Consider the following 25487-nt stretch of genomic DNA (forward strand, 5'->3'; position numbering starts at 1 on the left):
CGGAACAAGGGAGAACCAGGGAAGGGATATTGGTTATGGCGCGCAAGCGCGACGACGCCGCGTTGCATCTGCCGCTGCCCGACGAACGGCAGGTCATGGCATTCCTGCAGGCTCATCCCGACTTCCTGGTCCGCCACCCCGACCTGCTGCTGTCGCTGTCGCCCCCGTCGCGCTGGGCCGAGGACGACGGCGTGCTGGACATGCAGGTGTTCATGATCGAACGCCTCAGAGACGAGGTGGAGCGGGTCCGGGGCGCCGCCGAGCACCTGATCCACACGTCGCGCTCCAACATGTCCATCCAGACCCGCACCCATCGCGCCGTGCTGTCCATCCTGGGCGCCGAGAACATGGCCGAACTGGTGGAGGCGGTGTCCGACGACCTGCCGGCCCTGCTGGACGTGGACGTGGCAACGCTGTGCTTCGAGAAGACCGAGGAAGCGCTGCCCGAACTGATGGCGCCCGGCATCCTCACCTTGGCCGTGGGCACCGTCGCCCAGATCATGGGCGGCGCCGACCGCGACTGCGCGCTGACCGAGGAGATGCCGGGCGACCCCGCCCTGTTCGCCGGCGGCGCCGGCCTGGTGCAATCCTCGGCCGTGGTCCGCCTGTCGCCGGGCGGGCGGTCACCCGAGGGAGCGATGGCGCTGGGCTCGCGCCACGGGCGCACCTTCCACGCCGGCCAGGCCACCGAACTGATCACCTTCCTGGCCCGCGTGGTCGAAGGCTCGGTGCGGCGATTCGTGGGGTAGCTGTCTAGCGAGTGGGGGTTCGCATGGATTTCATGACCGCGGTAAAGACCTGCATCGGCAAGTACGCCACCTTCCAGGGCCGCGCCTCGCGCTCGGAATACTGGTTCTTCGCCCTGTTCAACATCATCCTCAGCATGATCGCCTCGGTGGTCGCCGGCGCTTCGCTGGGCGTGCTGTCGGTGTTGCCCGCCATCCTGATGATCGGCCTGTTCGTGCCCTCGCTGGCGGTGTCGGTCCGCCGGCTGCACGATCTGGGCAAGTCGGGCTGGTGGTTCCTGATCATCCTGATTCCGGTGATCGGCGGCCTGGTGCTGCTGTGGTGGTTCTGCCAGCGCGGCACCGAGGGGCAGAACATGTTCGGCAGCGATCCCTTGTGGACCGCGCTGATTCCCGCGCCGTAACCCGTCACGGGCCATGCCGCCGACCCCCATCCATTTCGCGGCCAAGGCCGACCTCGCCCGCGCGGTGGAGTCATGGAAGCAGTGGCTGGGGGCGGAAAAGCGCGCCTCGGGCCATACGCTGGACGGCTATGGCCGCGATCTGGCCGCCTTTCTGTCCTTCCTGACCGCGCATCTGGGGGCCGAGCCCGATCTGGCCGCCCTGACCGGGCTGGGAGCGGGGGATTTCCGCGCCTTTCTCGCGCGGCGCACCGAGGACGGGCTGGGGCGTTCCTCCCTGGCCCGGCTGATGAGCACGCTGCGCGGCTTCTTCAAGTTCCTCGACCGCCATGGGCTGGTCCACAACCCGGCCATCACTGCGGTGAAGTCGCCGCGCCCGCCCAAATCGGTGCCGAAGCCGCTGGCCCCCGACGAGGCGCTGGAAGCCTTGGCCAGCGCCGGCGAGCTGCATGACGAGCCCTGGCTGGCGGCCCGCGACGTGGCGCTGTTCACCCTGCTCTACGGCGCCGGGCTGCGCCTGGGTGAGGCCCTGTCGCTCCTGCGCTGCGACCTGCCCCGGGGCGACACCATGGTGATCACCGGCAAGGGCAACAAGCAGCGCGTGGTGCCCGTCCTGCCGGTGGTCCGGGATGCCATCGCCGATTACCTGAAGCGCCTGCCCTATCCCGCCGATCCCGACATGCCGCTGTTCCTGGGCGCGCGCGGCGGCCCGCTCAATCCCGGCGTGGTGCAGCGCCAGATGCGCCGCCTGCGCCTCTTGATGGGCCTGCCCGACACCGCCACGCCGCACGCGCTGCGCCATTCCTTCGCCACCCATCTGCTGGCCGGCGGCGGGGATTTGCGGACCATCCAGGAATTGCTGGGCCATTCCTCGCTGTCCACCACCCAGCGCTACACCGAGGTGGATTCCGCCCGTCTCACCCGCGTCTACCAGGGCGCCCATCCGAGGGCCAAGGCATGAGCCTCGTCATCTCCTTCGACCTTCCGGCCGAGGCCGACACCATCGCCTTGGGCCGCCGGCTGGCCGCCCTGGTGCGCCCGGGCGACGTGATCGCGCTTTCGGGCACGCTGGGCACCGGCAAGAGCACCCTGGCCCGCGCCCTGATCCGGGCGCTGACCGAGGACGACGAGGAGGTGCCCAGCCCCACCTTCACCCTGGTGCAGCAATACGACGCGGAGGCGGGGCTGGTCTGGCATTTCGACCTCTATCGCCTGGAGAAGCCCGACGACGCCCTGGAACTGGACATCGAGGAGGCCTTCGCCGAGGGTATCAGCCTGATCGAATGGCCGGACCGCCTGGGGCCGCATCTGCCGCGCAAACGCCTGGACGTTTCGCTGCAACAGGGTGAGGCCGGGCTGGGCCGCCACGCCACCCTGACCGCCTATGGCCCCTGGGCCGAGCGTCTTGGAGATTTCCTGCATGAGTGACCGCGAGGATTTGATCCGCTCCTTCCTGACCAAGGCCGGATGGGGGACGGCCCAGCGCGGCCGGCTGGCCGGCGACGCCAGTTTCCGCCATTACGACCGGCTGGTGCGAGACGGCCGCCCGGCGGTGATGATGGACGCCCCGCCGCCAAAGGAGGACGTGCGGCCCTTCGTGCGCATCGCGCGGCACTTGAAGGCGCTGGGCCTGTCGGCCCCCGAACTGCTGGCGGTGGACGAGGAGAACGGCCTGTTGCTGCTGGAAGACCTGGGCGACGGCACCTATACCCGCCTGCTGGAAGGCGGCCATGACGAGGCGGCGCTGTACGCGCTGGCCACCGACGTGCTGGCCGAGATCGCGGCGCGGCCCGACGCGCCCCTGCCCGGCACGCCCCCCTATGACGACGAGAAGCTGCTGACCGAGGCCTGCCTGCTCACCGACTGGTACATGCCCGCCATGGCCGGCAAGGATACCGACGCCGAGGCGCGGGCCGAATACGTGGCGATCTGGCAGCGGCTGTTCCCCGTCGCCCGCATGGTCCCCGACACATTGGTGCTGCGCGACTTCCACGTGGACAATCTGATGCTGCTGGACCGGCCCGGCCTCGCCGCCTGCGGGTTGCTGGACTTCCAGGACGCGGTGATCGGGCCACTCACCTACGACCTGATGAGCCTGCTGGAGGATGCGCGCCGCGACATCGACCCGGTGATGATCGAGATCATGAAGGGCCGCTTCCTCAAGCGCTTCCCCAACATCGACCGCGCCGTGTTCGAGGCGTCGTGGGCGGTGATGGCGGCGCAGCGCCACGCCAAGGTGATCGGCATCTTCACCCGGCTGTGCAAGCGCGACGGCAAGCCCGGCTATCTGGTCCACATCCCCCGCGTCTGGCGCCTGCTGGAGGGGGCGTGCCGGCATCCGGTGCTGGCGGAGCTGACCCGATGGCTCGACCGCCACATGCCGAAGGAAGCCCGGGGAGTGCCCAGCCCCCAGGAATCCAAGCCATGAGCGCCCACATCACCCACGCTATGGTGCTGGCGGCGGGATTGGGCCTGCGCATGCGGCCGATCACGCTCACCACACCCAAACCGCTGGTCAAGGTGGCGGGACGCACCATGCTGGACCGGGCGCTGGACCATGTGGCCCGCGCCGGCATCGACGACATCGTGGTCAACACCCACTGGCTGGCCGACAAGGTGGCCGAGCATCTGGCCGGACGGGGCGACATCACGCTCTCGCACGAGCCGGAGCTGCTGGAAACCGGCGGCGGCGTGGCCAAAGCCCTGCCCCACCTGGGCCATTCCTCGTTCTTCGTGGTCAACAGCGACATCATCTGGACCGACGGCGAAATGCCGGCGCTGGCCCGCCTGGCCCGCATGTGGGACCCGGACCGCATGGACGCCCTGCTGCTGCTGCAGAAAGTCGGGGACGCCGTGGGCTACGAGGGCAAGGGCGACTTCTCGCTGGACGCCGCCGACGTGCCCCACCGCCGGGGCGAGGCGCCAACCGCCCCCTACCTGTTCTCCGGCGTGCAGGTGCTGCACCACCGCCTGTTCGAGGGCGCGCCCGAGGGCAAGTTCTCGCTGAACGTCCTCTACGACCGGGCGGCGGCGGCCAAACGCCTGTTCGGACTGGTCCACGACGGCAAGTGGTACCACGTGGGAACGCCCGAGGCCCTGCCCGAGGTCGAGCGCCTGCTCTTGCCTCCACGGGTATGACAATTCGGTTGGGGGTCATTTGGCCCATTGCCCCCCGGCCCCGCCTCGGCTAAAAGATTTCGTCGTCGCAACGAATGAGTGGATTGATGGGCGTTACCCTGAAACCGGTGCAAGCTCTCGACCTCTGGCGCGGAGCCATCGTCGAAAGCGTCCGGCGCGACGCCCCCGACCTGTCGGCCCGCCAGATGGCGCTGCTGCTGACCGTCTATCTCACGCCCCCGCCCCACACGGTGCGCGGCCTGGCGACCACGCTCAACATCTCCAAGCCGGCCATCACCCGCGCGCTGGACAGGCTGACCGAGTTCGGCCTGGTCAAGCGCAAGGTGGACGACCAGGACCGCCGCTCGGTGCTGATCCAGCGCACGGTCAAGGGCTCGGTGTTCCTGCGCGAATTCGGCGACATCATCGTCGCCGCCGGCACGGACGCGGCCGAGGCGGGCTGAGATACCGCCTGTCATTCCGAGGCAAAGCCGAGGAATCTGAGTCTGTCGCGATCCAGCCAGTTCGGAAACAGCAGACCAGAATGAGATCCCTCGCATTGCTCGGGATGACAAACTGATTATGTGGAGAGAGGGTGGGAGACCGGACACGACCCGGACCGGAAATCGTTACGGCTGCTTCCTTCCGGACCTGACCGGGTTGGCGACGGGTCCGTCCATGCCGATCTCCCGGCGCGGACCATAAGAGCAACCGGCGGCCCATTGCAAGACCGATTCGAGTCATGACCCGCATTCTCGCCGTTCTCGGCCCCACCAATACCGGCAAGACCCATTTCGCCATGGAGCGCATGCTGGCCCATGCCAGCGGCATGATCGGCTTTCCGCTGCGCCTTTTGGCGCGCGAAAACTACGACCGCATCGTGCGGCTCAAGGGCGCGGCCCAGGTGGCGCTGATCACCGGCGAGGAGAAGATCGTCCCGCCGCACCCGCGCTGGCTGGTCTGCACGGTGGAATCCATGCCGCTGGACCGCCGCGTCGCCTTCCTGGCCGTGGACGAGATCCAGCTCTGCGCCGACCCTGAGCGCGGCCACATCTTCACCGACCGCCTGCTGCATGCCCGGGGCGAATCCGAGACGCTGTTCCTGGGCGCCGAGACCATCAAGCCGCTGATCCGCCGGCTGGTGCCGGGTGTCGAGTTCATGAGCCGGCCGCGCTTTTCCCAACTGACCCATGTGGGGGCCAAGAAGCTGGGCCGCCTGCCGCCACGTTCGGTGCTGGTGGCGTTCTCGGCCGCCGAGGTCTATTCCATGGCCGAGTTCGTCCGGCGAAGCAGAGGCGGCGCGGCGGTGGTGCTGGGCGCGCTTTCCCCCCGTACCCGCAACGCCCAGGTGGGCATGTACCAGGCGGGCGAGGTGGATTACATCGTCGCCACCGACGCCATCGGCATGGGGCTGAACATGGACGTGGACCATGTGGCCTTCGCCGCCCTTCGCAAATTCGACGGCCGCGCACCGCGCCCGCTGGAACCCACCGAGATCGCCCAGATCGCCGGGCGCGCCGGGCGGCACATGAACGACGGCACCTTCGGCACCACGCTGGATGCCGGGACCATCGCGCCGGAAATCGCCGAACAGGTGGAGACCCACCGCTTCGATCCCCTGAAGACCCTGTTCTGGCGCAATTCAGACCTGCGCTTCGCCTCGGTCCCCGCTTTGCTGGCCAGCCTGGACCGGCCGCCGGACAAGCCTGGGCTGCTGCGCGCCAGGGATGCCGACGACCAGCTGGCGCTGGCCGCGCTGGCCCAGGACGAGGAGGTCGTCCGCCTCGCCAACCACCCCGAGCGGGTGAAGCTGCTGTGGGAGGTCTGCCGCGTCCCTGATTTCCGCAAGGTGATGGACGAATCCCACACCCGCCTGCTGGGCCGCCTGTTCCGCCATCTGGCCGCGCCCAGGGGCAGGCTGCCCACCGACTGGCTGGCCGAAAACATCAAGCGCATCGACCGCACCGACGGCGAGCTGGACGCCATCGTCCAACGCATCGCCAACATCCGCACCTGGACCTATGTGTCGCATCGGACCGACTGGGTGGCGGATTCGGCCCATTGGCAGGAGGTGACGCGGGGCGTCGAGGACCGCCTGTCCGACGCGCTGCACCAGCGCCTCACCAACCGCTTCGTGGACAAGCGCACCGCCGTTCTGGTGCGGCGCATGCGCGACGACGGCGTCATGGAGTCCGAGATCGGGCCGGGCGGCGAGGTTCGGGTGGAGGGCGAGTATGTGGGACGCCTCAAGGGCTTTTGCTTCGAGGCCGACACGGCGGAGACGAATGCTGCGGCGCGGACCATGCAGGCCGCCGCCATGCGCGCCCTGGGGCCTGAGGTGGAGCGCCGGCTGGCGGCGGCCCTGGCCGACCCGCCCGAGGCCTTCGACCTGGGGCCGGGCGGCGTGGCGTGGCGCGGCGAGGTCCTGGCCCGCCTTGGTCCCGGCGCCGATGCCCTGCATCCCCAGGTGGAGGCGCCGCTGGGCGACCTGCTGCCGCCCAAGGGGCGCGAGCGCCTGCGCAAGAAGCTGGGCGAGGTGACCGGGATCTGGCTGGCCGCCCGCCTGCCCTCGCTGTTCCGCCTGGCCGGCGCGCCGCTGGCGGGTGCGGCGCGGGGACTGGCCCACCAGTTGGCCGAGGGGCTGGGTTCCATGCCGGCCGACGCATCCCTGGTCCGCTCGCTGTCCAAGGAGGATTCCCTGGCGCTGGCGCGCCTCGACATCCGGGTCGGGCGGCACGGCCTGTACATCCCCGCTCTTCTGAAGCCCAAGGCGCAAGCCTTGCGCGCCCTGCTGTGGAGCGTCCACGCGGAGCGTGCCGCCCCCGACATTCCCGGCCCCCGCCCGGCGGTGATGACAGCCGACGGCGCGCCGCCCGCCTTCTACGAGGCGGTGGGCTATGGCGTCCTGGGCAAGGTCGCCATCCGCCGCGACGTGCTCGAGCGCTTCGCCGCCCTGGCCCGCGCTTTCGCCCATCACGGCCCCTTCCAGCCCGACCACGAGATGCACTCGGCCTTGGGCCTTGGCATCGACGCCACGGAAAAAGCGCTCGAAGCCCTGGGCTATGTCCGCTCAGAGGAAGGGTTCAGGACAGGCAAAAAACCCCGGCGCAAGGCGCGGCCGGAAAAGCCCTCGGACTCGCCCTTCGCGGTGCTGAAGACGCCACGTTGAGGCGCCTCCTGTCACAGCCTTGTCACGGCATGGTCTCAGGCCATGTCACAGGACCCCGGCTATACTCGCAGTATCGGAATTGAGGCACAGGAGGCCGCAATGATTACGAAGAAGATCGCGACCGTAGCGCTGCTGTGCGTTGCCCTGCTCGGCACTTCGGCCTGCTCGAACATGAACACCCAGGCGCAGCGCGCGCTGTCGGGCGGCGCCATCGGCGCGGCGGGCGGCGCCGGCATCGCCTATATCGCCGGCGGCCCGGTCATCGGCGCGGCCCTGCTGGGCGGCGCGGCCGGCGCGGCGGTCGGTGCGCTGACCACGCAGAACGGGAAATAAATGAGTGTCGCGGTGAAGGCTTCGGCCTTCACCGCGCCTCGCGTCACGCGAACAGGTACGGCACGAAGGAGCGGTTGTTCTCGTCCACGCTGATATGGCTGCCGATGGGCGGAAAGGCCCGCTGGCGGCAATCGTCGCGCTCGCAGATGCGGCAGTTGACGCCGATGGGCACCGCCGCCTGTTCCGAGGCGAGGTCCAGGCCGGCGGAATAGACCACGTCGGCGGCGTAAGCCGTCTCGCAGCCCAGGCCCACGGCGAAATGGCGGTCGGGTCGCAGGAACGAGCCGCCGCGCTTCGATACCGTGCGGGCCACGCAGATATAGGAGATGGAATCGGGCATGCGGGCCAGCTGCACCAGGATCTTGCCCGGCCGGGCGAAGGCCTCGTGCACGTTCCACAAGGGGCAGGCCCCGCCGAAGCGGGTGAAGTGGAAGCGCGTCGCCGAATGCCGCTTGGTGATGTTGCCGGCCATATCGACGCGGACGAAGTAGAACGGCACGCCGCGCGCGCCGGGGCGCTGCAGGGTGGACAGGCGATGGGCCACCTGCTCGAAGCTGGCGCCGAAGCGGCTTTGCAGCTGCTCGATGTCGTGGCGCAGCAGCTTGGCCTGGTTGGCGAAGGCCATGTAGGGCATCACCAGGGCGCCGGCGAAGTAATTGGCCAGCCCGACCCGGCAGATGGAGCGCGCGTCGTCCGACGACAGCTTGGCGCCGGCCACCACCTCCTCGATCAGTTCGTGATAGGCCAAGAGCGCCACCTGATGGGCCAGCTGGAAGGTGCGGCTGGGCACCGACAGCAGCGCCGACAGCGACAGCGAGCCCGCGCCGGGCTCGAAGGTGCGCATGCCCGCCGTGTCGTCCTCGGCGACGATACGCACCCGCACGCCGTGGCGGTTCTCGAGATAGGCCACCAGGTCGTTGTGCATCTGGCCCAGGCGGAAGCCCTCGGCCTCGACCAGCGCCTCGGCGGCCTCGTCCAGGCTGCCGAAGTAGTTGTTGCAGTAGTAGAAGAAGTCGCGGACCTCCTCGTAGGGGAAGTGGGCATGGCCGCCCCGCTCTTCCCCCGTGGCCGAGGACAGGTTCTCGGTCAGCGACTGCATGCGCTCGTCCAGCTGGCGGAAGGTCTGGTAGAGCGTCAGCACCCGTTTCGCCAGCTCGGGCGAGGCCGACGCCGCGTTCCTGAGCTCCGACAGGCCGATGGAGCCCGAGCCGAACACCGGATCGTTCAGCGCCTCGCGCAGGTCGGCGACCAGACGGGATTCCTCGTCCTCCACCAGGGTGGCGAGGTCCACGTCCAAGACCTTGGCGATGCGCAGCAGCACCGGCACGGTCAGCGGACGCTGGTTGTTTTCGATCTGGTTGAGATAGCTGGGCGACACCTCCAGCAGCGCGGCCAGCGCCGCCTGGGACAGCTTCTTGCCGTCGCGCAGCCGCCGGAGCTTGTAGCCGAGAAACAGTTTCTTGTTCATGACCATAGGTTATAACCGCCCCCGCCGATCTTCGCAACCTTAGCAACTTTACAGGGCCGTGTTGCGAAGACCTTCGCAACACCGCCCTTTTCCCCGCGACTCCTGTTGCCACCCATGGGGCTTTGCGAATACACCCGACGCCAATGTCACTCTGCCCGCCGGAGGCCCGCGTCCATGCACGAAATCATTCAGCAGCTCGAGGAAAAGAGGGAAGGCGCCCGTATGGGCGGCGGCGAGAAGCGCATCGCCGCTCAGCACAAGCGCGGCAAGCTCACCGCGCGTGAGCGTATCGAGCTTCTCCTCGACCCCGATTCCTTCGAGGAATGGGACATGTTCAAGGAGCATCGCTGCACCGATTTCGGCATGGATTCCGAAGACAACATGATCCCCGGCGACGGCGTGGTCACCGGCTACGGCACCATCAACGGCCGTCTGGTCTTCGTCTTCTCCCAGGACTTCACCGTGTTCGGCGGCTCGCTGTCGGAAGCCCACGCCGAGAAGATCTGCAAGATCATGGACAAGGCGGTGCAGGTCGGCGCCCCGGTGATCGGCCTCAACGATTCGGGCGGCGCCCGCATCCAGGAAGGCGTCGCGTCGCTGGCCGGCTATGCCGAGGTGTTCCAGCGCAACGTCATGGCATCCGGCGTGGTGCCCCAGATCTCCATGATCATGGGCCCGTGCGCCGGCGGCGCCGTGTACAGCCCGGCCATGACCGACTACATCTTCATGGTCAAGGACAGCTCGTACATGTTCGTGACCGGCCCGGACGTGGTCAAGACCGTCACCCACGAGACGGTGACCGCCGAGGAACTGGGCGGCGCCATGACCCACTCCACCAAGTCGGGCGTCGCCGATCTGGCCTTCGAGAACGACGTGGAGGCGCTGCTGCAGCTGCGCCGCTTCATGGACTTCCTGCCCAGCTCCAACCGCGAGAAGCCCCCGGTGCGCCCCACCAATGACGGGCCCGACCGCATCGAGACCAGCCTCGACACCCTGATCCCCGACAATCCCAACAAGCCCTACGACATGAAGGAGCTGATCCTCAAGGTCGTGGACGAGGGCGACTTCTTCGAGGTGCAGCCCGGCTATGCCGGCAACATCATCGTCGGCTTCGCCCGCATGGAAGGCCGCACGGTGGGCATCGTCGCCAACCAGCCCATGGTTCTGGCCGGCTGCCTGGACATCTCGTCCTCCATCAAGGGCGCCCGCTTCGTGCGCTTCTGCGACGCCTTCAACATTCCGCTGGTGACCTTCGTCGACGTGCCCGGCTTCCTGCCCGGCACTTCCCAGGAATACGGCGGCATCATCAAGCACGGCGCCAAGCTGCTCTACGCCTATGCCGAATGCACGGTGCCCAAGATCACCGTCATCACCCGCAAGGCCTATGGCGGCGCCTATGACGTGATGAGCTCCAAGCACCTGCGCGGCGACGTCAACTTCGCCTGGCCGACCGCCGAGATCGCGGTGATGGGCCCCAAGGGTGCGGTGGAGATCATCTTCCGCAGCGATATCGGCGATGCCGAGAAGATCGCAGCGCGCACCGAGGAATACCGCCAGAAGTTCGCCAATCCCTTCATCGCCGGCCATCGCGGCTTCATCGACGACGTCATCATGCCCCGCAACACCAGGAAGCGCATCTGCCGCTCGCTGGCCATGCTGAAGGACAAGGACGTCAAGAATCCGTGGCGCAAGCACGGCAACATTCCGCTGTAAGGGGGACGATCGCATGTTTTCCAAGATTCTGATCGCCAACCGCGGCGAAATCGCCTGCCGCGTCATCAAGACCGCGCGCAAGATGGGCATCAAGACGGTGGCGGTCTATTCCGACGCCGACAAGGACGCCCTTCACGTCTCCATGGCCGACGAGGCCGTGCATATCGGCCCGGCGGCCTCGGCCCAGTCCTATCTGGTGGTCGACAAGATCGTCGATGCCTGCAAGCAGACCGGCGCCCAGGCCGTCCATCCCGGCTACGGCTTCCTGTCCGAGAAGCGCGAGTTCCAGGAGGCCCTGGCCAAGGCGGGCATCGCCTTCATCGGCCCCGACGCCCACGCCATCTTCGCCATGGGCGACAAGATCGAGTCCAAGAAGCTGGCCCGCGAAGCCGGCGTCAACACCGTTCCGGGCTATCTCGGCGTGATCAAGGACGCCGACGAGGCGGTGAAGATCGCCAAGGAAATCGGCTATCCCGTCATGCTGAAGGCCTCGGCCGGCGGCGGCGGCAAGGGCATGCGCCTGGCCTGGAACGACGCCGAGGCCCACGAGGGCTTCATCTCGGCCACCAACGAGGCCAAGTCGTCCTTCGGCGACGACCGCGTCTTCGTGGAAAAGTTCATCGAGCAGCCCCGCCACATCGAAATCCAGGTCCTGGCCGACGGCCAGGGCACGGTGCTGTACCTGGGCGAGCGTGAATGCTCGATCCAGCGCCGCCACCAGAAGGTCATCGAAGAGGCGCCGTCGCCCTTCCTGACGCCCGAGACCCGCAAGGCCATGGGCGAGCAGGCCTGTGCGCTGGCCCGCATCGTCAACTACAAGTCGGCCGGCACGGTGGAGTTCATCGTCGGCGGCGCCACCGGCGAGTTCTACTTCCTGGAGATGAACACCCGCCTGCAGGTGGAGCATCCGGTCACCGAGATGATCACCGGCCTGGATCTGGTCGAGCAGATGATCCGCGTCGCCTATGGCGAGAAGCTCTCCATCACCCAGGACGACGTCAAGCTGAACGGCTGGTCCATGGAGGCCCGCGTCTACGCCGAGGACCCCTTCCGCAACTTCCTGCCGTCCACCGGCCGTCTCACCCGCTACCAGCCGCCGGCCGAAAGCCAGCACGTGCGCGTCGACACCGGCGTCTACGAGGGCGGCGAGATCAGCATGTTCTACGATCCCATGATCGCCAAGCTGATCACCTACGGCCCGACCCGCGACGCCGCCATCGCCCACATGCGTCAGGCGCTGGACGAGTATTACATCCGCGGCCTGTCCCATAACATTCCGTTCCTGGCCTCGCTGTTCTCCAAGGAGCGCTTCGTCAAGGGGGCGCTCACCACCAACTTCATCGCCGAGGAATACGCCAACGGCTTCCACGCCAACGACCTGCCGGCCGATGATCCGACCGTGCTGATCGCCGTGGCCGCCGCCGCCAACCGCCGCATCGCCGAGCGCGACATCCGCATCTCCGGCCAGTTCCCCGGCCACGAGATGAAGGCGGGCGACGAGTGGGTGGTGGTGATCAGTGGCCAGTACCACGACATCGCCGTGCGCCCGGCCGAGAACGGCTTCGCCGTGACCATCGGCGGCGAGACGGTGGACGTCAAGACCGACTGGCAGATCGGCGAACCCCTGTTCCGCGCCGTGGTCGATGGCCGTCCGGTGTCGGTGCAGATCGAGCGGGTGGGGTCGGGGCTGCGCCTCGCCCATGCCGGCTCGCGCGCCGACGTGCTGGTGCTCACCCCGCACGCCGCCAAGATGAACAAGCTGATGCCCTTCAAGGCGCCGCCGGACATGAGCAAGTACCTGCTCTCGCCCATGCCCGGCCTGCTGGTCAAGCTGCTGGTCGAGGACGGCCAGGAGGTCAAGGCCGGCGAAGCCCTGGCGGTGGTCGAGGCCATGAAGATGGAGAACATCCTGAAGGCCGAGCGCGACGCCACGGTGGCCAAGATCCATGCCGCGGCAGGCGACTCGCTGGCGGTGGACCAGAAGATCATCGAGTTCGCCTCATGAGCAAGGTCCCGGGCATTGACCGCCTTCTGGCCAATAACAAGGCCTGGGCCGAGGAGACCGAGCGCACCAAGCCCGGCTTCTTCTCCCATCTGGCGGAGCAGCAAAGCCCGGGATACCTCTGGATCGGCTGCGCCGATTCCCGGGTTCCGGCCAACGAGATCGTCGGCCTGGAACCCGGCGAGGTTTTCGTTCACCGCAACGTGGCCAATCAGGTCCATCATGCGGACATGAACTGTCTGTCGGTGCTGCAATACGCCATCGACGTGCTGAAGGTGGAGCACATCATCGTCTGCGGCCATTACGGCTGCGGCGGCGTGCGGGCCGCGCTTCAGGACGCGCGGCTGGGCGTCACCGAGTACTGGATCCGTCCGGTGCGCGACATCTGCGAATGCCACCGGCACGAGCTGGACATGCTGCCCAGCGAGCCCGCCCGGGTGGACCGGCTGTGCGAGCTGAACGTCATGCAGCAGGTGCGCAACCTGTGCCGCTCGCCGGTGATCCAGGATGCCTGGCAGCGCGGCCAGCAACTGGAGATTCATTCCTGGGTCTACGGCCTGACCGACGGTCTGGTCCGCACCCTGGGTCCGGTGGTGGCCGGCTTGAAGTCGCTGGATGAGTTTGGTGCGTCGTACCTGATGCGTGGCGCGGCGTTTTAAAGAACTCCGTCCCGTCAGGGACGGCAAGGCCGAAGGCCGCCGCCGCTTATGCGGCGAAAGCCAAGCGAAGCGCCCGGCGACTGAGGGCGTCGAGGCGTGCCGGATTACGGCATGCCGATACAAGAAGATGGAGAAGGTCCATGAGCGAGTTCCCGAAGAAGACCGTTGCCGATTGGGAAGCCCTGGCGTCCAAGGACCTGAAGGGCGCCTCGCCCTCCACCCTGGACTGGGAGACTCCGGAAGGCATCAAGGTCAAGCCGCTCTATACCGCCGCCGACCTGGAGGGCATGGAGCATCTGGGCAGCTTGCCCGGCTTCCCGCCCTTCACCCGCGGCCCCCGCGCCACCATGTACGCCGCCAGGCCGTGGACGGTGCGCCAGTACGCGGGCTTCTCCACCGCCGAGGAATCCAACGCCTTCTACCGCAAGAATCTGGCCGCCGGTCAGCAGGGCATCTCGGTGGCCTTCGATCTGGCCACCCATCGCGGCTATGATTCCGATCATCCCCGCGTGGTGGGCGACGTGGGCAAGGCGGGCGTCGCCATCGATTCCGTCGAGGACATGAAGATCCTGTTCGACGGCATCCCGCTGGACAAGATGTCGGTCTCCATGACCATGAACGGCGCCGTTCTTCCCGTGCTGGCCGGCTACATCGTCGCCGCCGAGGAACAGGGCGTCTCCCAGGATCAGCTGTCTGGCACCATCCAGAACGACATCCTGAAGGAGTTCATGGTCCGCAACACCTACATCTATCCGCCGGCGCCCAGCATGCGGATCATCGCGGACATCATCGAGTACACCTCGAAGAACATGCCCAAGTTCAACTCCATCTCCATCTCCGGCTACCACATGCAGGAAGCCGGCGCGACGGCGGTGCAGGAACTGGCCTTCACCCTGGCCGACGGCCTGGAATACGTGCGCGCCGCCCTTGGGCGCGGCTTGAAGATCGACGAATTCGCCGGCCGCCTGTCGTTCTTCTGGGCCATCGGCATGAACTTCTTCATGGAGATCGCCAAGATGCGCGCCGGCCGCCTGCTGTGGGCGCGCATGATCAAGCAGTTCGATCCGCAGAAGCCCTCGTCCATGGCGCTGCGCACCCATTGCCAGACCTCGGGCGTGTCGCTGACCGAGAAGGACGCCTACAACAACGTCATCCGCACCACCATCGAGGCCATGGCCGCGGTGCTGGGCGGCACCCAGAGCCTGCACACCAACGCGCTCGACGAAGCCATTGCGCTGCCGACCCCGTTCTCGGCCCGCATCGCGCGCAACACCCAGCTGATCATTCAGGAAGAGACCGGCATTCCCCACGTGGTCGACCCGCTGGCGGGTTCGTACTACGTGGAAAGCCTGACCAACGCGCTGGCCGAGGAAGCCTGGAAGCTGATCCAGGAAGTGGAAGAGCTGGGCGGCATGACCAAGGCCGTGGAGTCCGGCATGCCCAAGATGAAGATCGAGGAAGCCGCCGCAAGGCGTCAGGCCCGCATCGATCGGGGCGAAGAGGTCGTGGTCGGCGTCAACAAGTACCAGCCGGCGGAAGAGACCCCCATCGAGATCCTCGACGTGGACAACGCCAAGGTGCGCGACGCCCAGATCGCGCGGCTGAAGCAGATCAAGGCCACCCGCGACCAGGCCAAGTGCGACGCGGCGCTGGCCGCGCTGGCCAAGGCCGGCGAATCGGGCGAGGGCAACCTGCTGGCCCTGGCCGTCGAGGCCACCCGCGCTCGCGCCACGGTGGGCGAGATTTCCGACGCGCTGGAGAAGTCCTTCACCCGTCACCGCGCCGTCAACCGCACCATCTCGGGCGTCTATGGCGGCGTCTACAAGGATGACGCGGGCTTCGCGAGGCTCAAGGCCGACATCGAGGACTTCGCCAAGACCGAAGGCCGCCGTCCCCGCATGCTGGTCTGCAAGATGGGCCAGGACGGCCACGATCGCGGCGCCAAGGTGATTGCCACGGCGTTTGCCGACCTGGGCTTCGACGTGGATATCGGCCCGCTGTTCCAGACCCCGGAAGAGGCCGCCCGCCAGGCGGTCGAGAACGACGTCCACATCGTCGCGGCCTCGTCCCTGGCCGCCGGCCACAAGACCCTGGTCCCCGCCCTGATCGGCGAGTTGAAGGCGCAAGGAGCGGGCGACATCCTGGTGGTGACCGGCGGCGTCATCCCGACCCAGGACTACGACTTCCTCTACAAGGCGGGCGTGGCGGCGGTGTACGGCCCCGGCACCAACATCCCCAAGGCCGCCGCCGAGATCCTGGAACTGCTGAAGAAGCGCGGCAAGGCCGCCTGATCTTCCGTTTCCAAGGCGCGTTGAACGGGCGGGACGGCGACGTCCCGCCCGTTTCGTTTCAAATCCCCATGAAATCGTTGCCGCCGTCATTCATGTCGGAGGCATCCCCCGACCCATAGAAGCTGGTGAAGACGGACAGGACATTGGCCGGCTTCAGGACGGAATCCAGCAGGTTGCCGCCCCCCGCCTGGAAGCGCCGGCTTGCCGCGCGGCCATAGCGCGCCTGGGCGGCCTGACTGGAATCCAGGATGGACCGGGCGGTATCCTCGGCCATGCCCGACAGGATGGCGTTCGCCGACCCGCCGTTGCCCACCCCCAGCGCCCCCATGCGGGCCCGCTGGGTGGCGCTGGCCTGTTCCAGCAGGTTCCTCTGCTGCCGCTGCTCGCGCTCCTGTTGCTGGTAGATGTACTGGTTCTGCCGATCCTGGGCCTCGGCCTGGGCCTGGGCTGCGTCCTCGGCGGCGGAATTCTTGCTGACCTGGCCCGCCACGCTCATGGCGGTGCTGGCGATCAGGGGAACCATGGCTTCAAAACCGGACATGTTTCATCTCCTCTTGAATGAAGGGTTTCGGCATTGCCGAATAACCACGGGGTGAATTGTGATTAGCGCGCGACAACCATGATTGATCAGGCCCGGCCATTGGGGGGGGACGGAGCAAGTTTCCCCCTTCCGGGATGCTCAAAACCGATTATCATCAGCCAAAATCGGGTCTTTGCCGGATAGGCGGGCATGACGAAGCTTTCGACGACCTCGCGGACACGTACCCAGCGCACCGACCGGATCGAGAGCCGGGCCAACGGGTTGCTCGGCGATTGCCGCCGCGCCTTCCATGCCTTTGGCGATCTCGACGAACTGGCTGAAAACCTGCGTATCCTGTCGCTCAACGCCGAGCTGGCGGCCGGCCGGGCCGGCGACAAGGGCAAGGCGGTCCGCGCGCTCACCCAGTACACCCGCGAACTGGTCAACCGCCTGGCCCAGATTCAGGGCGAGATGCATTCCCTGCGGGGCAGCACCTTCGCGTTCTCGTCCACCATCCTGCGCAGCCTGATGCAGCTGAACCTGTTCGAACGGGCCTGCCAGCTGATCGAGGCCGAACCGGACGGCACGCGGCGCTGCGACAGCGGCAAGCGGGCCTTCGCCGACCTGATGACCCTGCTGGTCGACACCCTGGACGGCATGGCCGACGCGGTGACCGACCTGTCGCGCCGGACCCATGCGGTCGAGGAAGTGGTCAGCCAGTCGGATTCCATCGCCACCAACATCGCCATCGAGGCCGCCGCCGCCGGCGTGCATGAAAAGGAGTTCCGCACGGTGTCCGACACCATGCGGACCTATGTGGACGATCTGCGCCAGATGATCGACGAGGCGTCGGACGCGGTGCGCCGCGCTTCCGAGAAGGGCGAGGCGCTTCGGCGCATCGGCCTCGACGCCCTCGACGATCTTCATCGCAACTCATAGCGTGTCAGGATTTCGCCCATGAAGTGCGTCACCCTTTTCCGCCAGGACGATCATTGCTGGCAGATGTTCGGCCAGGACCCGGACAAGCCCGACAACGTGATCGACACCAACCAGTACCTGATCCGCTCGGGCGATTCGGCCATCCTGCTCGATCCCGGCGGGATGGAGGTCTTTCCGGCCATGCTGGCGGCGCTGACCCGCGAGATTTCGGTGTCTTCCATCAAGGCGCTGTTCCTGTCGCACCAGGACCCTGACATCGGTTCGTCCCTGCCCCTGTGGCGGCGGGTGTGCGAGCCCGACATCAAGATCTACCTGTCCTGGCTGTGGTCCAGCTTCATCGCCCATTTCGACCGCGACGCCACCTTCACCACCATTCCCGACGAGGGCATGGAGATCTCGCTGTCCCACGACGTCCGCCTGCGCTTCGTGCCGGCCCATTACCTGCATTCGTCGGGTAATTTCAACGTCTACGACCCCAAGGCCAAGGTGCTGTTCTCCGGCGACGTGGGCGCCGCCCTGGTGCCCAAGGAAAAGGCCACGGGATCGGTGTTCGTCACCGATTTCGCCACCCATGTGCAGTACATGGAGGGCTTCCACCGCCGCTGGCTGGCCTCGACCCGGGCACGCGACGCATGGTGCGCCCAGGTGTCGAAGCTGGACATCGATTTCCTGGCCCCCCAGCACGGGCTGGTGTTCAAGGGCGACGACGTCAAGCGCTTCATCGACTGGTTCGCCGGTCTGGAGATCGGGTCGGGCGTCGCCGCCATGAACCGCTAGTCCCCCGGGCGAAAACAGGACAAGAGCCCCCTTCCTGCCGGAAGGGGGCTCTTTTTATCGCCTATTCCCCGTAGAGCTTGCGGAAGCCGTCGGTGACCCTGGCGATGAAGGCGGGGTCGCGGGTCTTCCAGTAGCGGGGATCGTTGATCATCTTCTTCAGTTGCTCCTCGGTGCGGCCCTCCTCGCCGGGGGCCAGGGTCGCGCCCAGCGACGGCTCCTCGGACTGCATCAGGCGATGCATGGTCTTGACCCCGTCGGCGGTGGCGGCCAGGGCGTCATAGGCCGCCTTGGGCAGGTTGGCCTTGCCCCAGGCCTTGATCTGGCGGGCGCTTTCCTGCCACTGGGCCTCGCCGCCGAAATGCCGCTTCAGGTGCTCGATCTGGCTTTCCTCGTCATGGCACTGGGTCAGATGCTCCATCAGGGGCAGCAGGCATTCGTGGGCCAGATCGTAGACCATCTGGGCCTGGGCCTGGGTGAAGCCGGCCTGATGCAGGCGCTGGTTCACCGCCGGCGCGCTGGCCAGCGACGGATGCTGGGTCTGGATGCGGTAGTTCTCGTGGCTGTCGGGAACGCCGAGCGCCTTACGGAAGGCGTTGACCTCGTCGCCGGCGGCCTGGGGACCGGGCACCCGCACCATGGACGAGGCGCGGCGCTCCAGGTCGCGATAGGCCCGCAGCAGGGCGTCGACCCGCACGGCTCCGGTGGCGGCATCCCAGAACTTGGCCGGGATGGTGTCGGGGCGAGCGGCCTCGCCGGCAGACTCGGCGGAATCGGGGGGCAGAACGGATTGGGCGATCATGATGTGCGTACTCCTTTGAGGACGTGAATGAAGGGGCCTCTACGCTCCGGCCCGGCCGCGCGCGGCCAGGACCAGGAGATGCAGGACCAGATGACGCTGGCCTTCCAGATGGCGCAGCGCGTTGTCGCCGGCCTCGGGGGAGAGGCAGCGGTCGATGGTCATGGACTTCAAGTGCGCAAGGACGGCCTCGCCATCGGGCGTGGCGAACAGCCGGGCGGCCTGAAGGCAGAGCAATTGCGCGGCCTCGTCGCCACGGGGCCCGGCCGGGTTCTCCAGCCAGGCCCAGCCGGACTCAGGCGGGGACATGGGCGCCTCCCTTGGGCTGGGCGGCGGGCGGCGCATCCAGGTCACGGATCACCCGGGCCAGCTTCCCGGCATCGGCCAGAGGAGCCTCCACCGCCGGCGCGACCGAATCGGGCCGCACCAGTTCCGACGGCACGTTGAAGGCCCGGGCCAGCCAGCGGGCGGCCGCCTCGCCGTCCACGGTACCCGAAGCCGCCGGCCCCAGGCTGGACAGGGCGCCCAGCCAGGACAGGACGTTGCGGGCGTCGCGGCGGCCCTGGTTCTGGGCCAGCGGCGAGCGGTACTGCAGGTCGATGGTCCGTCCGTCCAGGGCCAGGGCGGGAATCTCGCCCCGGCGCCGCAGGATGTGGATGGCGCGCATCACCAGGGGGGTGAGCAGCTCGCTCTGCAGGCGGCCATAGGTGGCGCCCAGCAGGCGCGCCATGTCGTCGGAACGCTGCAGCACCTCGGTAGCGGTGAGCGTCGGCGCGGCGGGCTGGCTGAGCTTGTCGCCGAGCAAGGCGTGGCGGATGCGCCCCCGAAGATCGTCCAGCACCAGCTGCGAGGTGTCGAACCGCCCCGGCGCGGTCAGCGGCTGCAGCCCGGCCGACCCCACCGCCTTGGGGATGATGGTGCCGGGCACCAGCTTGATGTTGGCGGGATTGAGCACCCCGTCGTCATCGGCCTGCCAGATGCCGGTCACCGCGATGGTGGCGTTCTTCAGCACCAGTTCCACCACCTTGTTGGCGGTCTTGATGTCGGGCAGGGCCTTCATCACCGGCGAACGGCCATAGGCCTCGCCCGGCGCCTTCAGCCAACGGAAGTTGAGGAAGGGCGAGTTGGAAAACTGTCCCTGCCCCAAGACCAGCCCCGAGGACTCGTCGTCGAGCACGGCAGCGTAGGAATAGCCGCCGCGCACCGGAACCACCGCCTCGACCAGGCCGAGGCGCAGTTCGGGATCGTCGGCCGCCGCCTTCAGCACGTCCTCGGGCAAGCCGGCGCGGGGAAAGCGGGATTTCAGCGCCGCCACCGACACCTCGCTGCGGCGGAAGGTGACGTCCAGGCGCCCCGACGGCCCCTCCTCCAGCACCGCCTGGCCCAGGGGGACCGAGGTGAAGCGGAAGGCCGAGGGCTCGCCGGGCGGCGCCTCCTCGAACAAAAGCGAGGCGGTGCCGCCGGTGACCGCGTCCAGATAGCACTGGTGCATCTCGATGGCGAAATTGGAGCGGTCGAAATGGGACTGCATCACGGCGGCGATGCGTTCGAGCATGGGCGCCAGCTCGTCGCGCTCTTCCGCCGGCAGCTGGTCGCCGGCCGCCAGTCCGAACCACTGCGCCCAGGGGGGCGTCAGCTCGGACAAAAGGCTGGCGGCCAGCTGATCGACGCAATCGGGCGCCGTGCCGTCGAACAGCCGGTCGGCCTTGCGTTCGCCCGGCACGCCGCCGTGGAACATGCCGTCACGCAGGGGCAGCGCGTAGTCGTAGCATTCCTGCCAATGGGATTCCCAGGCCGCGCGGCGCTCCTTGGCCTTGCGGTAACGCCGGAGCAGAGCCGACGGGTCGTCGCCGCCGGGCCCAAGCAGGCTCTCGCCCAGGGCGGCCCGCTCCTCCCCGGCCTTGCGGCTTTTGGTCTCCTCGCCATCCATGGTCACTCTCCCAGCAGGCTTTTGCCCGCCCGGTTACCTCCGGGCTGCAGCAGCCCGACGTCCGAGGTGGCGATGGTGCCCAGCAGGCCCCGGCGGTTGCGGTTGATGGCGTCGAGCCGCTCTTCCGCCGCCGCCGCCTCGGGATCGGGAGCCGGCGGCAACACCACCGGCGCGGGCGCGGCCGGCGGATCGGGAGCAAAAAAACCACCCATGGCATATCTCCTTGTTGATGATCATGTTTTGTTCTCAGCCACGGCCATGCGAACCGGCCTGCGGGGCAGGCGGTCCATCCGGGCATGGTTCTGGCGTTGATTTGCGGACCATATTCCAGTTAGCCCGGCTTGTAAAGGTTTTTTTTCCGCATCGGGCGAGGTGGTCATACAGCTGCCCCGGGGTCAGCACCCAACGTTCCTGTACCCCGAGCACCCGCTTCACCGCCTCGACGCAGGAAAAAATACCGATCGGGCAGGCCCGGCGCGGCGGGTGGCGCACCACGGTCTCCACCACGCTCAGCCCCTCCTGGGAGCGCAGCCAGGCCGGCAGATCGGTGGCGGGGTCCAGCGACCACAGCTCCACCGACGTGCGATGGGCCAGGGGGTTGACGCAGACCCAAGCCCCGCCCAGGTCCAGCAGGACGAAACAGTGACGGAATCCGGGGCGCAACAGCCGCAGCCAGCCAAGATCGGCCTTGCCCGAGAACACCACCAGGGCGCGGGTGGCGGCAGGGGCGGCGCTCATGCGACGATCCCCTTGGCCCGCAGCGGCGCTTCCAGCCGGCCCAGCGCCTCGCGCCACAGCCGGTCCGCCCCGCCGCCGTCACCCACCGCCACCCCGCTCTCGCCGCCGAACAGCGTCAGAACCCGCAGATGGGCGCGCCCCAGAACGCGCCGCTGCACCAGCCTGCGCACCTCGCGGGCGATGTCGTCGGGGGCGCAGGGCCGGGCCACGGCGCCGATTCCCTCGCGGAACCGCGCGCCGTCGTCGCGGGCCCGCTGGCATTGGGAATACCAGATCCAGGCATCCTCGGGCGTGGCGAAGGGCTCCCCGTCACGGTCGTCGTATGTTTTTGAAATGTTCCTTTTTAGGCCCATGTTCATTCCTCACGTATAGGATTACGTGCCGAAATTAGGTGCCGGATCAGCCGAAAAGAGTCAATAGAAAGGTTTATGTTCCTGTGGCACCCGAAGCCGATTTGCGGGACCATCTTCCCATGCTGAAGCACGCTGACATCTGGGCCGCCATTGACGCGCTAGCCCGTGACCACGGGCTCACAGCGTCGGCGCTTGCCCGCAAAGCCGGGCTGGACCCCACCACCTTCAACAAGAGCAAGCGCATCACCCGCGAGGGCAAGCCCCGCTGGCCCTCGACCGAAAGCGTCGCCAAGGTGCTGGAGGCCACCAGCGCCAGCATGACCGCCTTCGTCGCCTATATCGAAAGCGCCGCCCAGCCGCAGGCGCCGGCCGCCACCATCCCCCTGGTCGGCTTCGCCCAGGCGGGGGACCGGGGATTTTTCGACGATGCCGGCTATCCGGTGGGCGGCGGCTGGGACGAAATTCCATTCCCCGAGATCGGCGATCCCCACGCCTACGCGCTGGAAGTCAGCGGCGATTCCATGGAGCCGCTCTACCGCGACGGCGACGTGGTGATCGTCTCGCCCGCCGCCGGCGTGCGACGCGGCGACCGCGTGGTGGTGCGCACCACCGAGGGCGAGGTGATGGTCAAGCAGCTGGTCCGCCAGACCGCCAAGCGCATCGAGCTGGCCTCGCTCAATCCGGACCATCCCGGACGCTCGCTGGCCGCCGAGGAGGTGGCCTGGATCGCCCGCATCCTGTGGTCCAGCCAGTAGATCTTGCGAAATTATTCCTAATATGGTCTTATACCGGCCTCGCCCGAGGAGACCGGAATGCCCATTGCCCTTGCCTTCCGGCGGATGGACGCGGCGGAACGACGCCATGACGGCCCCATCCCGCCCGCCGACCCCGCCGCCTTGCCTTCAGGCCCGGCGCGGGCACGCCTGTTCCAGCGTCTGGCCGCCGACCAGCGCGAAGACATCTCGCGCCGCCGCCACCGGCTGACCATGGCCGACCTGCCCGGCGACGCCACGTTGCGTCGCGACCAGGGACGGCTGCGGTTCTACCGCGACCAGGGCGCCGCCTGGGCCGCGCTCCGGCCGGACTGAAAGGCGGGCGGGACGCCCGCGCTCCCGATCCTCGCCTCCCCTTGGAGCGCGGCCGTCCCGGCCGCACGCCTCGGAGAAGCCCCCGCGATCCTACCCGACGATGTGGGCGCCGCCGTCGATGTACAGCGTGGTGCCGGTCACCGACTTGGCCAGATCGCTGACCAGATAGGCGGCGAACGAGCCGCAATCGTTGATGTCGGCCAGTTGATGGGTCGGCGCCTTCTGGGCGGCGGCGTCCATCAGCTCGTCGAAGCGGTCGATGCCCGAGGCGGCGCGGGTCTTCAGCGGACCGGGCGACAGGGCCAGGACGCGGATGCCCTTGGGGCCCAGCTCATGGGCCAGATACTTGGTGGTGCTTTCCAGCGCCGCCTTGACCGGGCCCATGACGTTGTAATGCTCGACCACCTTGCGGCCGCCATAGAACGACACGGTGATCAGCGAGCCGCCGTTCTTCATCAGCGGCTCGGCCAGCTTGGCGCAGCGCACGAACGAGAAGCACGACACGTCCATGGCCAGGGAAAAGCCCTCGCGCGAGCAATCGGTGACCCGGCCGTGCAGGTCGTCGCGGTTGGCGTAGGCGATGGAGTGGATGACGAAGTCCAGGCGGCCCCACTTTTCCTCGATGGCCTTGAACACCGCCTCCAGCTGCCCGTCTTCGCGCACGTCGCAGGGCATGTAGATGGGGGCGAACATCTGCTCGGCCAGCGGGCGGACGTACTTGTCGCTCTTCTCGTTCAGGTAGGTGATGGCCAGCTCGGCGCCGTAGGCGTGGCAGTGGCGGGCGCAGCCATAGGCGATGGACTGGTCGTTGGCGATGCCGATCACCAGTCCCTTCTTGCCGCGGAGGTCGAGAAGCTGCAGCGGCGCCGGGGCGCCATTGGCGATTCCATTCATGTCAGGCCCATCTCCAAAATACATTGCTGCGGTGCAGCATAAACCTCCCCCGCCCCGGCCTCAAGCGGTATGACCAGATCAGGCTCGCATTTCGCACAACAGTAATATTCGGAAAACATTGAATGTTCGCCGCCCCGCCAATGGGCTTGACGCTTGGCGGCGGCGGGGGCTATGTCTTTGACGTGGTGATTTGTCCGACCGGATTGCGGCCACGTAAAACATTCCGCTAAAGAGGTCCGAGTGCTCCGAATGTCGAGCCCCGGCCCGCTCCATGGTCGGGGCTTTTGTCTTCGGAGGTCACATGAGCAGCAACGAGTCCAAGCCGGCCCATTCCTGGCGCCCCCGCACCAAAGCGGTGCGCGGCGGCCTTGCCCGCACCAATTTCAGCGAGACCGCCGAAGCCATGTTCATGACCTCGGGCTATGTCTACGACAGCGCCGAGGAGGCCGAGGCCAGCTTCGACGGCACCCTGGACCGCATGGTCTATTCCCGCTTCAAGAACCCCACCGTCGCCACCTTCGAGACCCGTCTGGCCGAGATGGAAGGCGCGCCCGCAGGCTTTAGCGTGGCGGCGCGGGCCACCGCGTCGGGCATGGCCGCCGTGCATGCCGCCCTGCTCTGCCAGCTTCGGGCCGGCGACCGGGTGGTGGCGTCCAAGGCGCTGTTCGGCTCGTGTCACTGGATCATCAACGAGCTGCTGCCCCGTTACGGCGTCGAGCGGGTGTTCGTGGACGGCACCGACCTCAAGTCGTGGGAAGCGGCTCTTTCGGTGCCCACCACCTGCGTCTTCCTCGAGACCCCCTCCAATCCCACGCTGGAGATCATCGATCTGGCCGCCGTATGCGACCTGGCCCACAAGGCCGGCGCCAAGGTGGTGGTGGACAACGTCTTCGCCACCCCCATCCTGCAAAGCCCGTTCGAGCTGGGCGCCGACATCGTCGCCTATTCCGCCACCAAGCACATGGACGGCCAGGGCCGCTGCCTGGGCGGCGCGGTGCTGGGCTCGACCGAATTCTGCGCCGACGTGCTGGGGCCCTTCCTGCGCAACACCGGCCCGGCGCTGTCGCCGTTCAACGCCTGGGTGCTGCTGAAGGGCCTCGAGACCCTGGACCTGCGCATGGAGCGCCATTGCGCCAACGCGCTTCAGGTCGCCCGCTTCCTCGAGACCCGTCCCGAAGTGGCCCGCGTGATCTATCCCGGCCTGGAAAGCCATCCCCAGCATGATCTGGCCAAGCGCCAGATGAAGGGCTGGGGCTCCATCGTCGCCATCGAGCTGAAGGGCGGCAAGTCTTCAGCCTACAAGCTGCTGAACGGCGTCGAGCTGATCGACATCTCCAACAATCTGGGCGATGCCAAGAGCCTGATGACCCATCCCTGGACCACCACCCACCAGCGTCTGGCGCCCGAGGACAAGCTGTCCATGGGCATTTCCGAGGGCCTGCTGCGCCTGTCGGTGGGCCTGGAGGACGGCGACGATCTGGTCGAGGACCTGGGCCGGGCGCTGGAAAGCTAGCCCTCCTCGACTTTGACCGGTGGACAAAGACCGACACCCA

27 protein-coding genes, 1 other RNA gene and 1 riboswitch are annotated in these 25487 nt (G+C 67.6%); of the genes, 18 read left to right on the forward strand and 10 right to left on the reverse strand.

Annotated features, from left to right (window positions below; genetic code table 11):
* Positions 1 to 35: 35 nt before the first annotated feature.
* From XM1_RS01765 to XM1_RS01795, 7 genes are all read left to right on the forward strand, one after another.
* Positions 36 to 749 (forward strand): DUF484 family protein, encoded by a 714-nt coding sequence (locus XM1_RS01765; RefSeq protein WP_068428788.1) that lies wholly within the window; start codon positions 36 to 38, stop codon positions 747 to 749.
* A gap of 23 nt (positions 750 to 772) precedes the next feature.
* The gene (locus XM1_RS01770; RefSeq protein ID WP_068428794.1) at positions 773 to 1150 is read left to right on the forward strand and encodes a DUF805 domain-containing protein; all 378 of its coding nucleotides are present in this window, start codon (positions 773 to 775) and stop codon (positions 1148 to 1150) included.
* 13 nt (positions 1151 to 1163) lie between these two features.
* The gene (locus XM1_RS01775) at positions 1164 to 2108 is read left to right on the forward strand and encodes a tyrosine recombinase XerC (protein ID WP_068428797.1); all 945 of its coding nucleotides are present in this window, start codon (positions 1164 to 1166) and stop codon (positions 2106 to 2108) included.
* Complete coding sequence (tsaE, locus tag XM1_RS01780; protein ID WP_068428800.1) at positions 2105 to 2575, forward strand: tRNA (adenosine(37)-N6)-threonylcarbamoyltransferase complex ATPase subunit type 1 TsaE; 471 nt, start codon at positions 2105 to 2107, stop codon at positions 2573 to 2575. Before XM1_RS01775 ends, tsaE begins: the two co-directional genes overlap by 4 nt.
* On the forward strand, positions 2568 to 3575 hold the full coding sequence (locus tag XM1_RS01785) for an aminoglycoside phosphotransferase family protein (protein ID WP_082700317.1): 1008 nt from the start codon (positions 2568 to 2570) through the stop codon (positions 3573 to 3575). Before tsaE ends, XM1_RS01785 begins: the two co-directional genes overlap by 8 nt.
* Positions 3572 to 4285: a nucleotidyltransferase family protein gene (locus tag XM1_RS01790; protein WP_068428806.1), complete on the forward strand. Its 714-nt coding sequence runs from the start codon at positions 3572 to 3574 to the stop codon at positions 4283 to 4285. Before XM1_RS01785 ends, XM1_RS01790 begins: the two co-directional genes overlap by 4 nt.
* A gap of 86 nt (positions 4286 to 4371) precedes the next feature.
* Positions 4372 to 4728 carry a MarR family transcriptional regulator gene (locus XM1_RS01795; protein ID WP_068428809.1) on the forward strand — a complete coding sequence of 119 codons (357 nt, stop codon included), beginning with the start codon at positions 4372 to 4374 and terminating at the stop codon, positions 4726 to 4728.
* A gap of 129 nt (positions 4729 to 4857) precedes the next feature.
* On the opposite strand, the gene ffs is transcribed toward XM1_RS01795, so the two are convergent.
* An RNA gene (gene ffs / locus XM1_RS01800) (signal recognition particle sRNA small type) lies at positions 4858 to 4956 on the reverse strand.
* 50 nt (positions 4957 to 5006) lie between these two features.
* On the opposite strand from ffs, the gene XM1_RS01805 reads away from it, so the two are divergent.
* Entirely contained in the window at positions 5007 to 7433 is a 2427-nt protein-coding gene (locus XM1_RS01805) for a helicase-related protein (RefSeq protein WP_068428812.1), read from the forward strand.
* A 99-nt stretch (positions 7434 to 7532) separates the two neighbouring features.
* Positions 7533 to 7766, forward strand: coding sequence for a hypothetical protein (locus XM1_RS01810; RefSeq protein ID WP_068428815.1), 234 nt, complete (start codon positions 7533 to 7535; stop codon positions 7764 to 7766).
* A 43-nt stretch (positions 7767 to 7809) separates the two neighbouring features.
* Here the strand turns inward: XM1_RS01810 and XM1_RS01815 are convergent, their stop codons facing one another.
* Complete coding sequence (locus XM1_RS01815; protein ID WP_172821876.1) at positions 7810 to 9240, reverse strand: short-chain fatty acyl-CoA regulator family protein; 1431 nt, start codon at positions 9238 to 9240, stop codon at positions 7810 to 7812.
* 168 nt (positions 9241 to 9408) lie between these two features.
* Here XM1_RS01815 and XM1_RS01820 point away from each other — a divergent pair, with 168 nt between their 5' ends.
* The 4 genes from XM1_RS01820 to scpA all read left to right on the forward strand — a co-directional run bounded on the left by XM1_RS01820 (position 9409) and on the right by scpA (position 15899).
* Positions 9409 to 10947, forward strand: coding sequence for an acyl-CoA carboxylase subunit beta (locus XM1_RS01820; RefSeq protein WP_068428818.1), 1539 nt, complete (start codon positions 9409 to 9411; stop codon positions 10945 to 10947).
* Positions 10948 to 10960: 13 nt separating this feature from the next.
* Complete coding sequence (locus XM1_RS01825) at positions 10961 to 12952, forward strand: acetyl/propionyl/methylcrotonyl-CoA carboxylase subunit alpha (protein ID WP_068428821.1); 1992 nt, start codon at positions 10961 to 10963, stop codon at positions 12950 to 12952.
* Positions 12949 to 13608: a carbonate dehydratase gene (gene can, locus XM1_RS01830; protein WP_068428824.1), complete on the forward strand. Its 660-nt coding sequence runs from the start codon at positions 12949 to 12951 to the stop codon at positions 13606 to 13608. The genes XM1_RS01825 and can overlap by 4 nt, the downstream gene beginning before the upstream one ends.
* Positions 13609 to 13748: 140 nt before the next feature.
* On the forward strand, positions 13749 to 15899 hold the full coding sequence (scpA, locus tag XM1_RS01835; protein ID WP_068428827.1) for a methylmalonyl-CoA mutase: 2151 nt from the start codon (positions 13749 to 13751) through the stop codon (positions 15897 to 15899).
* A gap of 58 nt (positions 15900 to 15957) precedes the next feature.
* Here scpA and XM1_RS01840 read toward each other — a convergent pair whose 3' ends face one another.
* Complete coding sequence (locus XM1_RS01840; protein WP_156428610.1) at positions 15958 to 16440, reverse strand: hypothetical protein; 483 nt, start codon at positions 16438 to 16440, stop codon at positions 15958 to 15960.
* 189 nt (positions 16441 to 16629) lie between these two features.
* Between XM1_RS01840 and XM1_RS01845 the strand changes: the two genes are divergently transcribed.
* Together XM1_RS01845 and XM1_RS01850 are read left to right on the forward strand one after the other, a co-directional pair.
* Positions 16630 to 17358 (forward strand): chemotaxis protein, encoded by a 729-nt coding sequence (locus XM1_RS01845; RefSeq protein ID WP_068428830.1) that lies wholly within the window; start codon positions 16630 to 16632, stop codon positions 17356 to 17358.
* Positions 17359 to 17376: 18 nt separating this feature from the next.
* Positions 17377 to 18135: an MBL fold metallo-hydrolase gene (locus tag XM1_RS01850; RefSeq protein WP_068428833.1), complete on the forward strand. Its 759-nt coding sequence runs from the start codon at positions 17377 to 17379 to the stop codon at positions 18133 to 18135.
* A gap of 61 nt (positions 18136 to 18196) precedes the next feature.
* Here the strand turns inward: XM1_RS01850 and XM1_RS01855 are convergent, their stop codons facing one another.
* The 6 genes from XM1_RS01855 to XM1_RS01880 are packed head-to-tail and all read right to left on the reverse strand — an operon-like array spanning position 18197 to position 21952.
* Complete coding sequence (locus XM1_RS01855) at positions 18197 to 18934, reverse strand: hypothetical protein (protein WP_068428836.1); 738 nt, start codon at positions 18932 to 18934, stop codon at positions 18197 to 18199.
* Between the two features lie 39 nt (positions 18935 to 18973).
* Positions 18974 to 19240: a hypothetical protein gene (locus XM1_RS01860; protein WP_068428839.1), complete on the reverse strand. Its 267-nt coding sequence runs from the start codon at positions 19238 to 19240 to the stop codon at positions 18974 to 18976.
* Positions 19227 to 20861, reverse strand: a complete 1635-nt coding sequence (locus tag XM1_RS01865; RefSeq protein WP_068428842.1) for a portal protein — start codon at positions 20859 to 20861, stop codon at positions 19227 to 19229. Before XM1_RS01865 ends, XM1_RS01860 begins: the two co-directional genes overlap by 14 nt.
* Before the next feature lie 2 nt (positions 20862 to 20863).
* Positions 20864 to 21073, reverse strand: coding sequence for a hypothetical protein (locus XM1_RS01870; protein ID WP_068428846.1), 210 nt, complete (start codon positions 21071 to 21073; stop codon positions 20864 to 20866).
* A 34-nt stretch (positions 21074 to 21107) separates the two neighbouring features.
* Positions 21108 to 21599, reverse strand: a complete 492-nt coding sequence (locus XM1_RS01875; RefSeq protein WP_068428849.1) for a hypothetical protein — start codon at positions 21597 to 21599, stop codon at positions 21108 to 21110.
* Complete coding sequence (locus tag XM1_RS01880; protein ID WP_068428852.1) at positions 21596 to 21952, reverse strand: hypothetical protein; 357 nt, start codon at positions 21950 to 21952, stop codon at positions 21596 to 21598. The genes XM1_RS01875 and XM1_RS01880 overlap by 4 nt, the downstream gene beginning before the upstream one ends.
* Before the next feature lie 119 nt (positions 21953 to 22071).
* Between XM1_RS01880 and XM1_RS01885 the strand changes: the two genes are divergently transcribed.
* Together XM1_RS01885 and XM1_RS01890 are read left to right on the forward strand one after the other, a co-directional pair.
* Positions 22072 to 22707 (forward strand): helix-turn-helix transcriptional regulator, encoded by a 636-nt coding sequence (locus XM1_RS01885; RefSeq protein WP_068428854.1) that lies wholly within the window; start codon positions 22072 to 22074, stop codon positions 22705 to 22707.
* 57 nt (positions 22708 to 22764) lie between these two features.
* Complete coding sequence (locus tag XM1_RS01890) at positions 22765 to 23040, forward strand: hypothetical protein (protein ID WP_068428856.1); 276 nt, start codon at positions 22765 to 22767, stop codon at positions 23038 to 23040.
* Positions 23041 to 23130: 90 nt separating this feature from the next.
* Here XM1_RS01890 and fabI read toward each other — a convergent pair whose 3' ends face one another.
* Positions 23131 to 23934, reverse strand: coding sequence for an enoyl-ACP reductase FabI (fabI, locus tag XM1_RS01895; protein WP_068428858.1), 804 nt, complete (start codon positions 23932 to 23934; stop codon positions 23131 to 23133).
* A gap of 172 nt (positions 23935 to 24106) precedes the next feature.
* A riboswitch (SAM riboswitch) is annotated at positions 24107 to 24185 on the forward strand.
* Positions 24186 to 24235: 50 nt separating this feature from the next.
* Between fabI and metZ the strand changes: the two genes are divergently transcribed.
* Positions 24236 to 25447: an O-succinylhomoserine sulfhydrylase gene (gene metZ / locus XM1_RS01900; RefSeq protein ID WP_068428861.1), complete on the forward strand. Its 1212-nt coding sequence runs from the start codon at positions 24236 to 24238 to the stop codon at positions 25445 to 25447.
* Positions 25448 to 25487: the final 40 nt, after the last annotated feature.

Origin of the sequence: Magnetospirillum sp. XM-1 (assembly GCF_001511835.1) — a bacterium.
GTDB lineage: Bacteria > Pseudomonadota > Alphaproteobacteria > Rhodospirillales > Magnetospirillaceae > Phaeospirillum.

Coding starts and splice junctions, on each gene's coding strand:
- XM1_RS01765 (WP_068428788.1), top strand. CDS start 36: ATGGCGCGCAAGCGCGACGACGCCGCGTTGCATCTGCCGCTGCCCGAC.
- XM1_RS01770 (WP_068428794.1), top strand. CDS start 773: ATGGATTTCATGACCGCGGTAAAGACCTGCATCGGCAAGTACGCCACC.
- XM1_RS01775 (WP_068428797.1), top strand. CDS start 1,164: ATGCCGCCGACCCCCATCCATTTCGCGGCCAAGGCCGACCTCGCCCGC.
- tsaE (WP_068428800.1), top strand. CDS start 2,105: ATGAGCCTCGTCATCTCCTTCGACCTTCCGGCCGAGGCCGACACCATC.
- XM1_RS01785 (WP_082700317.1), top strand. CDS start 2,568: ATGAGTGACCGCGAGGATTTGATCCGCTCCTTCCTGACCAAGGCCGGA.
- XM1_RS01790 (WP_068428806.1), top strand. CDS start 3,572: ATGAGCGCCCACATCACCCACGCTATGGTGCTGGCGGCGGGATTGGGC.
- XM1_RS01795 (WP_068428809.1), top strand. CDS start 4,372: ATGGGCGTTACCCTGAAACCGGTGCAAGCTCTCGACCTCTGGCGCGGA.
- XM1_RS01805 (WP_068428812.1), top strand. CDS start 5,007: ATGACCCGCATTCTCGCCGTTCTCGGCCCCACCAATACCGGCAAGACC.
- XM1_RS01810 (WP_068428815.1), top strand. CDS start 7,533: ATGATTACGAAGAAGATCGCGACCGTAGCGCTGCTGTGCGTTGCCCTG.
- XM1_RS01815 (WP_172821876.1), bottom strand. CDS start 9,240: ATGGTCATGAACAAGAAACTGTTTCTCGGCTACAAGCTCCGGCGGCTG.
- XM1_RS01820 (WP_068428818.1), top strand. CDS start 9,409: ATGCACGAAATCATTCAGCAGCTCGAGGAAAAGAGGGAAGGCGCCCGT.
- XM1_RS01825 (WP_068428821.1), top strand. CDS start 10,961: ATGTTTTCCAAGATTCTGATCGCCAACCGCGGCGAAATCGCCTGCCGC.
- can (WP_068428824.1), top strand. CDS start 12,949: ATGAGCAAGGTCCCGGGCATTGACCGCCTTCTGGCCAATAACAAGGCC.
- scpA (WP_068428827.1), top strand. CDS start 13,749: ATGAGCGAGTTCCCGAAGAAGACCGTTGCCGATTGGGAAGCCCTGGCG.
- XM1_RS01840 (WP_156428610.1), bottom strand. CDS start 16,440: ATGTCCGGTTTTGAAGCCATGGTTCCCCTGATCGCCAGCACCGCCATG.
- XM1_RS01845 (WP_068428830.1), top strand. CDS start 16,630: ATGACGAAGCTTTCGACGACCTCGCGGACACGTACCCAGCGCACCGAC.
- XM1_RS01850 (WP_068428833.1), top strand. CDS start 17,377: ATGAAGTGCGTCACCCTTTTCCGCCAGGACGATCATTGCTGGCAGATG.
- XM1_RS01855 (WP_068428836.1), bottom strand. CDS start 18,934: ATGATCGCCCAATCCGTTCTGCCCCCCGATTCCGCCGAGTCTGCCGGC.
- XM1_RS01860 (WP_068428839.1), bottom strand. CDS start 19,240: ATGTCCCCGCCTGAGTCCGGCTGGGCCTGGCTGGAGAACCCGGCCGGG.
- XM1_RS01865 (WP_068428842.1), bottom strand. CDS start 20,861: ATGGATGGCGAGGAGACCAAAAGCCGCAAGGCCGGGGAGGAGCGGGCC.
- XM1_RS01870 (WP_068428846.1), bottom strand. CDS start 21,073: ATGGGTGGTTTTTTTGCTCCCGATCCGCCGGCCGCGCCCGCGCCGGTG.
- XM1_RS01875 (WP_068428849.1), bottom strand. CDS start 21,599: ATGAGCGCCGCCCCTGCCGCCACCCGCGCCCTGGTGGTGTTCTCGGGC.
- XM1_RS01880 (WP_068428852.1), bottom strand. CDS start 21,952: ATGGGCCTAAAAAGGAACATTTCAAAAACATACGACGACCGTGACGGG.
- XM1_RS01885 (WP_068428854.1), top strand. CDS start 22,072: ATGCTGAAGCACGCTGACATCTGGGCCGCCATTGACGCGCTAGCCCGT.
- XM1_RS01890 (WP_068428856.1), top strand. CDS start 22,765: ATGCCCATTGCCCTTGCCTTCCGGCGGATGGACGCGGCGGAACGACGC.
- fabI (WP_068428858.1), bottom strand. CDS start 23,934: ATGAATGGAATCGCCAATGGCGCCCCGGCGCCGCTGCAGCTTCTCGAC.
- metZ (WP_068428861.1), top strand. CDS start 24,236: ATGAGCAGCAACGAGTCCAAGCCGGCCCATTCCTGGCGCCCCCGCACC.